General features: G+C 69.4%; 11 protein-coding genes. 7 read left to right on the forward strand and 4 right to left on the reverse strand.

Going from position 1 to position 13,277, the window contains the following annotated elements:
- Window positions 1-481, reverse strand: a 481-nt coding sequence (locus AC6LJ5_RS14480) for a cation transporter (protein ID WP_498140822.1), incomplete at its 3' end; no start/stop codon positions are given.
- Between the two features lie 102 nt (window positions 482-583).
- Here AC6LJ5_RS14480 and cadR point away from each other — a divergent pair.
- The 6 genes from cadR (at window position 584) to lpdA (ending at window position 7,192) form a co-directional block, all read left to right on the forward strand.
- The gene (gene cadR, locus AC6LJ5_RS14485) at window positions 584-1,021 is read left to right on the forward strand and encodes a Cd(II)/Pb(II)-responsive transcriptional regulator (protein ID WP_103273920.1); all 438 of its coding nucleotides are present in this window, start codon (window positions 584-586) and stop codon (window positions 1,019-1,021) included.
- A 204-nt stretch (window positions 1,022-1,225) separates the two neighbouring features.
- The gene (locus AC6LJ5_RS14490) at window positions 1,226-1,819 is read left to right on the forward strand and encodes a nitroreductase family protein (RefSeq protein ID WP_498140823.1); all 594 of its coding nucleotides are present in this window, start codon (window positions 1,226-1,228) and stop codon (window positions 1,817-1,819) included.
- Window positions 1,820-2,180: 361 nt separating this feature from the next.
- Window positions 2,181-3,413: a 3-methyl-2-oxobutanoate dehydrogenase (2-methylpropanoyl-transferring) subunit alpha gene (locus AC6LJ5_RS14495; protein WP_392409549.1), complete on the forward strand. Its 1,233-nt coding sequence runs from the start codon at window positions 2,181-2,183 to the stop codon at window positions 3,411-3,413.
- A gap of 2 nt (window positions 3,414-3,415) precedes the next feature.
- The gene (locus AC6LJ5_RS14500; protein WP_103273931.1) at window positions 3,416-4,459 is read left to right on the forward strand and encodes an alpha-ketoacid dehydrogenase subunit beta; all 1,044 of its coding nucleotides are present in this window, start codon (window positions 3,416-3,418) and stop codon (window positions 4,457-4,459) included.
- A 4-nt stretch (window positions 4,460-4,463) separates the two neighbouring features.
- Complete coding sequence (locus AC6LJ5_RS14505; protein ID WP_103273932.1) at window positions 4,464-5,786, forward strand: dihydrolipoamide acetyltransferase family protein; 1,323 nt, start codon at window positions 4,464-4,466, stop codon at window positions 5,784-5,786.
- A gap of 2 nt (window positions 5,787-5,788) precedes the next feature.
- Window positions 5,789-7,192 (forward strand): dihydrolipoyl dehydrogenase, encoded by a 1,404-nt coding sequence (gene lpdA, locus AC6LJ5_RS14510; protein ID WP_498140824.1) that lies wholly within the window; start codon window positions 5,789-5,791, stop codon window positions 7,190-7,192.
- Between the two features lie 54 nt (window positions 7,193-7,246).
- Here the strand turns inward: lpdA and AC6LJ5_RS14515 are convergent, their stop codons facing one another.
- Window positions 7,247-9,256 (reverse strand): PEP/pyruvate-binding domain-containing protein, encoded by a 2,010-nt coding sequence (locus AC6LJ5_RS14515; RefSeq protein ID WP_498140846.1) that lies wholly within the window; start codon window positions 9,254-9,256, stop codon window positions 7,247-7,249.
- A gap of 110 nt (window positions 9,257-9,366) precedes the next feature.
- Window positions 9,367-10,554: an MFS transporter gene (locus tag AC6LJ5_RS14520; protein WP_103273935.1), complete on the reverse strand. Its 1,188-nt coding sequence runs from the start codon at window positions 10,552-10,554 to the stop codon at window positions 9,367-9,369.
- Window positions 10,555-10,687: 133 nt separating this feature from the next.
- Between AC6LJ5_RS14520 and AC6LJ5_RS14525 the strand changes: the two genes are divergently transcribed.
- A complete protein-coding gene (locus AC6LJ5_RS14525; RefSeq protein WP_103273936.1) occupies window positions 10,688-11,614 on the forward strand; it encodes a LysR family transcriptional regulator in 927 nt (308 codons plus the stop codon).
- 7 nt (window positions 11,615-11,621) lie between these two features.
- On the opposite strand, the gene AC6LJ5_RS14530 is transcribed toward AC6LJ5_RS14525, so the two are convergent.
- Window positions 11,622-13,037, reverse strand: coding sequence for an MFS transporter (locus AC6LJ5_RS14530; protein WP_392409553.1), 1,416 nt, complete (start codon window positions 13,035-13,037; stop codon window positions 11,622-11,624).
- Between the last annotated feature and the right edge of the window lie 240 nt (window positions 13,038-13,277).

Raw genomic sequence — 13,277 nt, forward strand, 5'->3', positions numbered from 1 at the left:
GGCGCGGCGCGTTCTCGGCCAGCGGCTCGGGCGTCATGCCCAGCGACTTGATGGCGGCCGTGATGCGGTCCAGCGCGCCGTCGGCGTGCACCACCGTCAGCACGCGCTGCATCAGGTTGAAGTCCAGCGCATGCACGCCGTCCAGGCCGCCGAGCTTCTTGCGGATCAGGGTTTCTTCCGTCGGGCAGTCCATCTGGCCGATGCGCAGGCGCGCCAGCAACTGGCCGGGACCGGCCTGCAGCGTCGAGGCGGCGGCTGTCGCAGCGGTCAGCGGGACGGCGGCGCCGTGGGCGCAGCAGCTGTCCTGGGCGTGAACATGTTGATGGTCGTGGTCGTGGTCATGGTCATGGCTGTGGTCGCCATGTGCGTGATCGTGGCCATGCGCGTGATCATGGCTATGGTCATGGTCATGGTCATGGTCATGGTCATGGTCGTGGCCGGACCGGGGATGTGGCTCTTGTTTGATCGGTGCTAAAGACATCGCGTCACGCCTCGAAATATGCTCAGTGACCCTATTCGACACCTTGGAGTTACTATAGGGTCAACCCCCTTACATCAATCGGATGCGATCCAGGAGGCGGAAATGCGTATTGGTGAACTGGCCACGGCGACCGGCACCACGGTCGAGACCATCAGGTACTACGAGAAGGAAGGCCTGCTGCCGGCGCCCGAGCGCGGGCTGAACAATTACCGCAGCTACGGGCCGCTGCAACTGGAGCGCCTGCGACTGATCCGCAATTGCCGGGCGCTGGACATGACGCAGGAAGAGATCCGCGCCATCCTGTCCCTGGCGGACAATCATCAGAATGGCGGCTGCGGCCCGATCAACGAGCTGTTCGACGAGCACATCTCGCACGTGGACGAGCGCATCGCCGAGCTGACCCAGCTCAAGACCCAGCTGACGGAACTGCGCCAGCGCTGCCTGTCGGCGCGGCCCGACGCCGAGGACTGCGGCATTCTGCATGGCTTGAGCGAGATGCAGGTCGAGGAGCGGCAGGAGCGGCACACGCACCTGGGCTGACGGTCCATTCCCGCCGCGCGCCCGGCACAATGCCAGGATTTCCCGGACTGTCCTTGGGCGGCCGCGCGGATTCCCTTGATGCCCGCCGGGGGATAGCGCCCTTGGATGCGGGGATCGCGTAACATATGAGAATATGATTCTTTCCCATTTGGCGTCGTCCCGTCCCAGGCCGGCGCCAAGGGAATTCCAGATTTCGCAGACGCCATGACGACTACCCAGACCGCCTCCCCCTTGCACGCCCTGACTTCCCGCCGCTCCGTCAAATTCCTGCGCGCCCCGGCGCCCAAGCAGGACGAACTGGAACAGATCCTGCAGGCGGCGATGTCGGCGCCCGACCACGGCGCGCTGCGTCCCTGGCGCTTCGTGCTGATCCGTGGCGAGGCCATCGGCAAGCTGGCCGACGTGGCCATCGGCGCGGTCAAGCGCAGCGGCGATCCGCGCATGACGCCCGAAAAGGAAAAGTCCGTGCGCGAATGGATGGCCGCCGTGCCGCTGTTCATCGCCGTGGCGCAGAAGATCGCGCACGACAACACCAAGATCCCAGAACAGGAACAGCTGCTGGCCACCGGCGCCGCCGCCATGAACCTGCTGAACGCCGTCCATATGCTGGGTTATGGCGCGTTCTGGAGCACCGGCATGGGCACCTATGTCGAGGACGTGCAGAACGCGCTGGGCCTGGACTCGCTGGACTACCGTTTCCTGGGCTATCTGGCGGTGGGCACGCCGGCCTGCGCGGTGCCGCAGGCGACGCGTCCGGACTTCCGTGAATTCGTCACGGAGTGGAACGGTCCCGTCTGATCGGACGCCGCGCGTCAGCGCGGACGCCACGCGGCGCGATACGACAAGACCCGGCTCAGGCCGGGTTTTTTCATGTCCGCCGGATTCGCAACGGCAGGCATGCGCGCGGCGCATAGCCAATGCCGGCGCGGCCTGGCGGCGCGCGGGCAAGGCGCGCCAAGGCCCGCGCAGGCAAGACAAGGCGCCGGACCGCGTCCGCGCTCAAGGCTCGTCGCCGGCCCCTGGCCCGTGTTACTCTGGCCGGCGGCCACGCGCTCCAATCGCGCGCGATGGCCAGCGATGGCAAGGCCCGCGACTACCCACTCGGGCCTTGTCTTGTGAAGAAGAATGCGCATGACACGATCAAGCGTGGAGACAATTTATGAGCCAGTACGGGCCGTTGAAGTTGCACGTCCCCGAGCCCACAGGGCGTCCGGGTTGCAAGACAGACTTTTCCTATCTGCGCGTCTCGCCCGCCGGCGAGGTTCCCAAACCCCCCATTGATGTCGCCGCGATCGACACCGGCAATCTGGCCTACAGCCTGATCCGCGTGATCGACGAGGACGGCCAGGCCGTTGGCCCGTGGGCGCCGGACATCAGCGACGAGTTGCTGCGCGCCGGCATGCGGACCATGCTGAAGACGCGCATCTTCGACGGTCGCATGCTGACCGCGCAGCGCAAGAAGAAGATCTCCTTCTACATGCAGAGCCTGGGCGAGGAGGCCATCGGGTCGGCCCACGCGCTGGCGCTGGAACAGGGCGACATGTGTTTCCCGACCTACCGGCAGCAGAGCATCCTGCTGGCGCGCGAGGTCTCGCTGGTCACCATGATGTGCCAGCTCATGTCCAACGAGCGCGACCCGCTCAAGGGCCGCCAGCTGCCGGTCATGTACTCCGACCGCGCGAATGGCTTCTTCAGCATCTCGGGCAACCTGGCCACGCAGTTCATCCAGGCGGTGGGCTGGGGCATGGCCTCGGCCATCAAGGGCGACACGCGCATCGCCTCCGGCTGGATCGGCGACGGCGCCACCGCCGAGGCCGACTTCCACACCGCGCTGACCTTTGCCCACGTGTACCGCGCGCCGGTGATCCTGAACGTGGTCAACAACCAGTGGGCCATCTCCACGTTCCAGGCCATCGCCGGGGGCGAGGGCGCCACCTTCGCCGGTCGTGGCGTGGGCTGCGGCATCGCCTCGCTGCGCGTGGACGGCAACGATTTCCTGGCCGTGTACGCGGCCTCGCGCTGGGCCGCCGAGCGCGCCCGCCGCAACCTGGGACCGACCCTGATCGAATGGGTGACCTACCGCGCCGGCCCGCACTCCACCTCCGATGATCCTTCCAAGTACCGTCCGGGCGACGACTGGAACCACTTCCCGCTGGGCGATCCGATCGAACGCTTCAAGAAGCACCTGATCCTGCGCGGCATCTGGTCCGAAGCCGAGCACGAAGCCGTGCGCGCCGAACTCGACGCCGAGATCCTGGCCGCGCAAAAGGAAGCGGAAAGCTACGGCACCCTGGTGGACGGCCACGTCCCCAGCGCCGCCAGCATTTTCGAAGACGTGTACAAGGACATGCCGGAGCACCTGCGCCGGCAGCGCCAGCAGCTCGGAGTCTGATCATGGCAAGCGACAACAATATCGGTCCGGCGTCCGCGTCGATGACCATGATCCAGGCTTTGCGCTCGGCCATGGATGTGATGCTGGAGCGCGACAACAACGTGGTGGTGTTCGGCCAGGACGTGGGCTATTTCGGCGGCGTGTTCCGCTGCACCGAAGGCCTGCAGACCAAGTACGGCAGCTCGCGCGTGTTCGACACGCCGATCTCCGAGGGCGGCATCGTCGGCGTGGCGGTGGGCATGGGCGCCTACGGCCTGCGGCCGGTGTGCGAGATCCAGTTCGCCGACTATTTCTATCCGGCTTCCGACCAGATCGTGTCCGAGGCGGCGCGCCTGCGCTACCGCTCGGTCAACGAGTTCATCGCGCCGATGACGATCCGCATGCCCTGCGGCGGCGGCATCTACGGCGGTCAGACCCACAGCCAGAGCCCCGAGGCCATGTTCACGCAGGTCTGCGGCCTGCGCACGGTCATGCCGTCCAACCCCTACGACGCCAAGGGCCTGCTGATCGCCGCCATCGAGAACGATGATCCGGTGATCTTCCTGGAACCCAAGCGCCTGTACAACGGCCCCTTCGACGGCCATCACGACCGGCCCGTCACGCCCTGGACCGGACGGCCGGGCAGCGTGGTGCCCACCGGCTACTACACCGTGCCGCTGGATTCGGCCGCCATCGTGCGGCCCGGCAACGCGCTGACCGTGCTGACCTACGGCACCACGGTGCACGTGTCGCTGACCGCGGCCGAGGAAACCGGCATCGACGCCGAGGTCATCGACCTGCGCAGCCTGTGGCCGCTGGATCTGGACACCATCGTCAACTCGGTCAAGAAGACCGGCCGCTGCGTGGTGGTGCATGAAGCCACGCGCACCTGCGGCTTCGGCGCCGAGCTGATCGCGCTGGTGCAGGAACACTGCTTCCATCACCTGGAGGCGCCCGTGGAGCGCGTGACCGGCTGGGATACGCCGTATCCGCACGCGCAGGAATGGGCGTACTTCCCCGGCCCGCGCCGGGTTGGCGAAGCGTTCAAGCGCGCGATGGAGGGTTGAGAGAATGGGTATTCATGTCATCAAGATGCCCGACATCGGCGAAGGCATCGCGGAAGTCGAACTGGTCGCCTGGCATGTGAAGGTCGGCGACATGGTCGCCGAGGACCAGCCGCTGGCCGACGTCATGACGGACAAGGCCACGGTCGAGATTCCCGCGCCGGTGGTCGGCCGCGTGGTCGCGCTGGGCGGCGAAGTGGGCCAGGTCATGGCCGTGGGCGGTGAACTGATCCGCCTGGAAGTCGAAGGCGAGGGCAACCTCAAGCCGGGCGCGGACGCGCCGCCGGCCAAGGCGCCGGCCGCTGCCGCAGCCGCGCCTGCCGCCGCGCCGCAAGCGCCCGTCGATGCGCCCAAGCCTGCCGCGGCTGTGGCGGCTGCGCCCGCCAAGGCCGCCGCGCCGGCGCCGTCCAAGCCCGCGCGGCAAGCGCCCGCCGCTGTCGCGCGCCAGCCTGGCGAGAAGCCGCTGGCCTCGCCCGCCGTGCGCAAGCGCGCCTGGGACCTGGGCATCGAGCTGCGCTATGTGCACGGCAGCGGCCCGGCCGGCCGCATCCTGCACGAGGATCTGGACGCCTATCTGCAAGGACAGGGCGCGGCGGGCCAGGCCCGTGGCGGCGTGGCCTATGCCGAGCGCAACGACGAGGAAAACGTGCCGGTGATCGGGCTGCGCAGGAAGATCGCGCAGAAAATGGCCGAGTCCAAGCGCCGCATTCCGCACTTCAGCTACGTCGAGGAAATCGACGTGACCGAGCTGGAAGAGCTGCGCGCCAGCCTCAACCAGAAGTGGGGCGCCACGCGCGGCAAGCTCACGCTGCTGCCGCTGCTGGCCCGCGCCATGGTGGTGGCGCTGCGCGATTTCCCGCAGATCAATGCGCGCTACGACGACGAGGCCGGCGTGGTCACGCGCTACGGCGCGGTCCACATCGGCATCGCCACGCAAAGCGACGGCGGACTGATGGTGCCGGTGATGCGCCACGCGGAGGCGCGCGATCTCTGGTCCATGGCGGCCGAGATCATCCGCCTGGCCGAGGCCGTGCGCACCGGCGCTGCCAGCCGCGACGAGCTGTCCGGCTCGACCATCACCATCACCAGCCTGGGGCCGCTGGGCGGCATCGTCACCACGCCGGTGATCAACCATCCCGAGGTGGGCATCGTGGGCGTGAACCGCATCGTCGAGCGGCCGGCCATCCGCAACGGCGCCGTGGTGGCGCGCAAGCTGATGAACCTGTCGTCCTCGTTCGATCACCGCGTGGTCGACGGCATGGACGCGGCGCGCTTCATCCAGGCGGTGCGCGCGCTGCTTGAACAACCCGCGCTGCTTTTCGTGGAGTAAGCATGAGCCAGATCACAAAAACAACGGGCCTGCTGGTGATCGGCGGCGGCCCGGGCGGTTACGTGGCCGCCATCCGCGCCGGTCAGCTGGGCGTGCCCACCATCCTGGTCGAAGGCGACCGGCTGGGCGGCACCTGCCTGAACATCGGCTGCATCCCGTCCAAGGCGCTGATTCACGCGGCCGAGGAATTCGACAAGGCGCGCCACTACGCCGGCGAGTCGGCGCTGGGCATCTCGGTGCAGGCGCCGTCCATCGACATCGCGCGCACCGTCGTCTGGAAGGACGGCATCGTCTCCAGGCTCACCAGCGGCGTGGGCGCGCTGCTGAAGAAGAACGGCGTCGAAGTGGTGCGCGGCTGGGCCACGCTGCTGGACGGCAAGACCGTCGAGGTGGCGACCGCCGACGGTGGCCGCCTGCGCATCCAGTGCGGGAACCTGCTGCTGGCCGCCGGCTCCGAGCCCACGCCGCTGCCCTCGGTGCCGTTCGGCGGCATCGTGGTCTCGTCCACCGAGGCGCTGTCGCCCGACAGCATCCCGAAGAAGCTGGTGGTGGTCGGCGGCGGCTATATCGGCCTGGAGCTGGGCACCGTGTACCGCAAGCTGGGCGCGGAGGTGGCCGTGGTGGAAGCGCAGGACCGCATCCTGCCCACCTACGACGCCGAGCTGACCAAGCCGGTGGCGGCGGCGCTGGCGCGCATGGGCATCGAGCTGCACCTGGGTCGCAAGGTGCTGGGTCTGAACGCCGAAGGCAATGCCGTGCGGCTGCAGGATGCCGCCGGCGCCGAGACGCAGCTGGCCGCCGACCGCGTGCTGATCGCGGTGGGACGCCGCCCGCGCACGCAAGGCTGGGGGCTGGAAGGCCTGCAACTGGACCGCAAGGGCAATGCGCTGCTGATCGACGACCAGTGCCGCACCTCGATGCGCGACGTCTGGGCCATCGGCGACCTGGCTGGCGAACCCATGCTGGCGCACCGCGCCATGGCGCAGGGCGAGATGGTGGCCGAGCTGGTGGCGGGCAAGCGCCGCCACTTCCAGCCGGCCGCGATTCCGGCGGTCTGCTTCACCGATCCGGAAGTGGTGACGGCGGGCCTGTCGCCGGCCGAGGCCGAGGCGGCGGGGCTGGATTGCCTGGTGGCGTCTTTCCCCTTCGCCGCCAACGGCCGCGCCATGACGCTGGAGTCCACCGACGGCTTCGTGCGGGTGGTCGCGCGGCGCGACAATCACCTGGTGCTGGGCTGGCAGGCGGTCGGGCGCGGCGTATCGGAACTGGCGGCTGCGTTCTCGCAGTCGCTGGAGATGGGCGCCACGCTGGAAGACGTCGCCGGCACCATCCACGCCCATCCCACGCTGGGCGAGGCGGTGCAGGAAGCGGCGCTCAAGGCGCTGGGCCACGCGCTGCACATCTAGCGCATTGCACTGCCCATATGGCCCGGGACGGCGTCAGGCCGTCCCGGGCCATATTCATTTGCGGGCCGAGCCGTCCACGTAGGGGCGCGACTGCAGGATGATGAGTTCGTCGCCGACCACGGCCCATTCGATGTCCTGGTCCGCGCCGCCCAGCGCCTGCTTGACCTGGCGGCCCACGGTAGCGAGCCGCGCGATCAAGGCATCCGTCAGTACCTGGCGCGAGCCTTGCAGCGGCACCTCGCGCACGCCGCCGGCGGCGTCGGGCACCAGCTGCGTGTCCTCGGCCGAGCGGCTCAGCACCTGCACCGCCTTGGACCAGCTCGAATACATCACCTGCTCGGCCTGGCGCTTGCCTTCCACCACCTTGATGCCCAGGCCGCGCTTGGCCGAGATGTAGGTCACGTGCCGCCGGCCGGCGTCGAAGGGATCGCGCGTGATCATCACGCCCGAGCTGTCCGATGGCGCCGCCAGCTGCACCAGCACCGCCATCGCCACGGCGTCCTGGCCCAGCCCGGCCGCGCGGCGCGCCTCATAGGCCTCGAAGTTGTAAACCGAGGCCCATACGGTCTGCACCGCGCGCGCCAGCGCCTCGGCCTGGGTCACGTTGGGCACCGTGGTGTACAGGCCCGCGCCGCTGAAGCCGGGCAGGTCTTCCGAATTCGACGAGCTGCGCACGAACACGCCCTGACCCTTGAGCTGGCTGTTCCACTGCGCCAGCCAGGATTGCGCCAGCGCCGCGTCCGGCTCGGCGCCGGCGATCTCGGCCCGCAGCGCCGCCAAGGCTTCGCGTCGCGCGTTGGCGTCGGTCTGGAAATCGTGGCGCTGTTCCAGCGCCGCGATCTTCTGCGCCACCTGCAGGCGTCGCATGAAGGCCTCGTATTGCGAGAAGGGCACGCAGAAGCCGTCCGGCACGCGGGCGGCGGGCGGCAGGGCGGACTTGAGCGCGCCCAGATTGGCGGCCTTGACACCACAGTAGCGGCTGTCGCGGGCTTTCAGGGCGGACAGCGGTTTCAGCGCGGTCACCGACAGGTCCGGCTTGGGCAGCTTGCGCGCGGCCTGCTTGGGCGGCGTGACGTGGGGGACGACGTCGGGGCGGGCCATTGGCTGCACCCGGTAGTCCTGCGCGTTCACATTCAGCTCCACCCACTGGCCGTCGTATTGGCGCAGCGCCGCCTGCGCATCGCGCACATAGGCGTTGGGGATGCCCCAGCCCTTGGCCAGCAGGTTGACGTGCGACAGCAGCGTGGACGGGCGCTGCGTCACCAGCCCTGCCACCGGCGGCAGCCAGACCGGCACCTCGTCCAGCACCAGGATGTCCTGGGGCGACAGGTCGCCGGTCTGCTCCACCGACTTGATGATGCGCAGCCGGCCCTGGGCGCGGCCGGTGTTCAGCGGCAGGAAGGGCTGCTCGCGCAGCAGGGCCTCCTGGGTCACGAAGGCCAGGCCGGCGCGTTCGGCGGTCTGTTCGTGCAGCGTGGAGTTGGCCTTGAAGCGCGGCGCTTCATAGAACGAGGCGCGCACCACGTCATCGGTCTGCTTGAGCAGCTCGGGCGTGAGCCGGTCGCCCTCCCAGAATTCGTAGGTATAGCCGGGCAGGTCGCGCTGCCAGCTCAGCGTGCCGAACAGGAAGCGGCGCTTGGGATCCTTGTACTGCGAGATCAGCGTGGCCTTGTCCAGCTTGGGCGCCAGGCCCTCGCGGCGGGCGAACTGCTCGTGCAGCACGTAGCGCGGCGTGTTGATGTAGTAGATGCGGTTGGCCTGGCGCCGGTCGATCACGAAGATCAGGTGTGGCATCTCCAGCGGCGTGCCGGGGTTGTAGACGCGCGCCAGGCGCATGAAGTCCTCGCGGCTGCCGACGCGGTCCAGGTAGGCCGGCGCCTTGGGGTCGTCCGGGCCGGACTCGATGGGCGGTCCTTCCAGGCGCATTTCGTAGGGCGAGGGCTTGCGTGCCGTCTGTGCGGATGCGTCGTGGCTGGCGGCCAGCGACAGCGCGCACAGCGCGACCAGGGGGGCAAGGCGCAGGCTCGGGCCGATGCGGCGGGACAAGGCGCGGAAGGAATCCATGGATGCCATTGAGAATGCTGGAATGGCGGGATCATAAAGGACTCGGCGACGCCGCGCGCGGACGCCGCCGGGCAGGCCCGGACGGCGGCGGGCTGGTCGCGGCGGTCCATTCAGGCAGGACGCGCCGGCCGCAACCGCGCGATGGGCGCGATCATCAGCGCCGCCAGCAGTGCCACGGCCGCCGCCGCGTAGCCCACGCTGTCCAGGCCCCAGCGCGGAATCGCCAGCCCGCCCAGCGCCGCGCCCAGCGCGATGCCGGCGTTCGCAGCGGACACGTTGAGCGTGCCGGCCAGCGCCTGGGCCTGCGGCGCGGCCTGCATCACGCGCACCTGGCAGATGGGATAGAGCGCGGTGTTGGCGATGCTCCAGGCCGCCAGCGCCGGCAGCAGGCCGCCCAGGCTTGCGGCCAGCGGCATGCTGGCCAGCGTGCCCAGGCCCAGCAGCAGCGTGAAGGCCAGCGTGGCGCGCAGCGGATGCCGGTCCACTGCCTTGCCGCCCAACGCGTTGCCGATCAGGCCGACCGCGCCGAAGCCCATCAGCCACCAGCCGACCTGCGCTGGCGCCACGCCGGCCAGCCGCTCCAGGATGTCGGCCAGGTAGGTGTAGGCGGTGAACATGGCGGTGAACACCGCCACCGACAGGCCGATATGGGCCAGCAGCAGAGGATCTTTCAGGATGCGGGCCTGGTCGCGCAGGGGCGTCCTGGCGGACTGGCTCAGCGCCGGCATGTGGCGCGCCATCAGCGCGGCCAGCAGCAACGACAGCGCCGCCAGCCCCCAGAAGCTGGCGCGCCAGCCGATGGCGGCCGCCGCCAGCGTGCCGATCGGGATGCCGAACAGCAGGGCGGCGGAGATGCCCAGGTAGACGCGCGACACGGCCTGGCCCGCGCGCAGCGGCCCGGCCATGCGCGCGGCGGCCTCGCTGGCCGTGCCCCAGAACACCGGCAACGCCAGCGCAGGAATGAAGCGCGCCAGCGCCAGCACCCACAGGTTCGGCGCCAGCGCGGCCAGCGCATTGGCGCCGGCGAAGACCAGCAGGATGGCGACGAACAGGCGCTTGCGTTCCACGTGCGCCAGCGCGGCCGTGAGCGGCGGGCCGGCCAGCATGACCGTGAAGGCGAACAGCGCGACCAGTTGCCCGGCCTGCGGGACCGACACGCCGAAATCGCGCGCCAGCGCCGGGATCAGGCCGACGATCAGGAATTCGGTGGAGACGATGACGAAGGCGGCGAGGGCCAGGATGATGATGGCCGGGCCGGAAGCCGTGGCCGGCGTGGCGGGGGAAATCGGGTGTGGCATGGGGCAGATGGGTTGCGTGTATCCAGCCCTGAACGATATTGAAGAATGAAAATCCTATCCAAGGTATATATTCCTTAGATTTAGGAATTTAATTCCTGTATCGGGGTAAGCACGACCCCTTGGAGCGCCTGGAATGATCCCGTCTGAACGCCTGAAAGGCATCGAGGTTTTCGTCTGCGTCGCCGACGCCGGCAGCTTCACCGCCGCCGCCGACCGCCTCAGCCTGAGCGCGTCGGCCGTCGGCAAGAGCGTGGCGCGGCTGGAGGATCGGGTGGGCGCGCGGCTGTTCGAGCGCAGCACCCGGCGGCTGGCGCTGACGGATGCGGGCGCGGCCTTTCATCGGACCTGCGTGCGGGTGCTGGACGAGCTGCAGGAAGCCGAGGCGGCGCTGGCCGCGCAGCGGCAGGAGCCGGCGGGCTGCCTGCGCGTGGACCTGCCCGCCACCTTCGGCAAGCGCAAGGTCCTGCCCCTGCTGCTGCAATTCGCGCGCCGCCATCCACGGCTGCAGCCGCGCGTCACGTTCACCGACCGTTTCGTGGACCTGGCGGAAGAGGGCATCGACCTGGCCGTGCGGATCGGCGGCCCCGACCGGCGCATGCCGGGCCTGAGCCATCGCCAGCTGGGCGTGGAACGGCTGGTGTTCTGCGCCGCGCCGGACTACCTGGACCGCCGTGGCGCGCCGAAGGACGTGGACGAACTTTCGCGCCATGATGCCGTGGCGTACGCACGAGCCGATGGCGCGGCCGCCTGGCGCGTGCCGCTGGGCGAAATGCCGCCCGCCGGCCTGGCCGCCGCCATGGGCAGCATGCCGATCGAAGGCGCGATCACGCTGGGCGATGCCGAGGCCCAGCTCGACGCCGTGATCGCCGGCTGCGGCATCGCCCAGCTGGCGACCTGGCTGGCCGGCGACGCCCTGCGCGACGGCCGCCTGGTCCAGGTGCTGCCCGGCTGGGAAGCGCCGGGCCTGCCGCTGCGACTGGTCTGGCAGACCAGCCGGCAACTGCTGCCGAAGGTGGACGCGACGCTGGAAATGTTGGGGGAGGGGGTGAGGGTCGAGTGAGGGATGCCTATTGCGCCCCATCCCGCCGCCGATACACCCGCGCCAGGCTGGCGACCAGCGACAGCGCCGCGATCGCACAGGCCAGGGCGAACACATATGTGGCAAACGACGCGCCCGCGCCGTCGCCGATGCCGCCCGTCAGCGCGATCACGACGGCGACCAGGGCCGCGCCGATGGACTGGCCCGTGGTCCGGGCCGTCGACAGCACGCCAGAGGCCGTGCCGGTGCGGTTCCGCGCCGCGTTGGCGAACATTTCCTTGTTGTTCGGCGGCAGGAAGAAGCCGTAGCCCATGCCGCACAGCGCGATGCGCCACACCAGGTCCGTGATCGTCGCGTGTTCCGGCAGCAGCATGAGCGAGCCCAGGCCCAGGCAGAACATGAAGACGCCGGCGCTGGAGACCTGGGTCGCGTTCAGCCGGTACACCAGCCGGCCGGCGATGGGCGCGCACAGCGCCACCGCGATGGGCCAGGGCGTGAACACCAGCGCGGATTCCAGCACACTGTAGCCGTGTGCGGCCTGCAGCACGAAGGGCAGCGCCACCAGCGCGATGCCTTGCGAGACGAACATGGTGACCGAGGTCAGCACCGCGAAGCTGTAGCGGCGCGATGTGAAGATGTCCAGCGGCAGCAGCGGACTGCGGGCGCGGGTCTGGCTACGGACGAACACAACCGCCAGCGCCGCCGCTGCGCCGGCGAGCAGCAGCACGCTGCGGTTGCTCCAGCGGCCGATCTGGTCGACGGCGAGCGCGAACAGGCCGAAGGCCGCCGCCGAGGTCGCGGCGCCGAGCACGTCGAAGCCGCGTTCGCGCTGCGTGTCCTTGCCCAGCGCCATGAGCGAGAAGGCGATGGCCGCGATGCCGAGCGGGAGGTTGATGTAGAACAGCCAGGGCCATGAGGCATACGACACGAGCAGTCCGCCCAGCGCCGGCCCCAGCGCCGTGCCTACCGCGAATACCAGCGCGTTCACGCCGAAGATGGTGCCCAGCGATCGCGCCGGGAAGATCACCCGGTACATGCCGTAGCCCACGCTGATCAGCACCGCGTAGCTCAGGCCCTGGAGGATGCGCATCGCCACCAGGACAAGAAAGCTGGGCGCCAGCGCACAGCCCAGCGAGGCGATCGTGAACAGCGCCAGTCCGGCGGTGTAGAAGCGCCGTTCGCCGATTCGGGAGCCGAGCGAGGCACAGGTCAGCATGGCCGCCGCGCTGGCCACCTGGTAGCCGTTCGCCACCCAGATGACCGAGGCGGCGCTGACGCCGAGATCGGCCGAGATGGTGGGCAGCGCGATATTGACGATGGAGCTGTCCAGCGCCGACATCAGCACGCCGATCAGGATGGCCGCCGCCGCGAAATACCGGCGGGGAATGTCGAAGCCTTCTTCGTCGGCGGGGGCGGGTGCGCTGGCTGAGGCGGCGGTCGGCATGTGGCGTCGGGGTCGAGGAAGGAGTGGGATCCTGTCGGGCGCGACGCCAAAGGCTGGGAAAACGGCGTGATCGCGCTTTCGGGGGTAGCCGGCTTGCGGCGAACGTTCCGCAGCCAGGTGGCGGCGGGAGCGTCGGCGCAAAAAAACGCTTGAGTATAGGAGCCTGCGGGGGCGGGCCGCTCAATGCCCCTGATCCCCGAAGGGGTCCACGGCGTGCGGGGCGGCGGGCTTGGGCACAAA

Source organism: Achromobacter sp. 1011791174 (genome assembly GCF_059760925.1).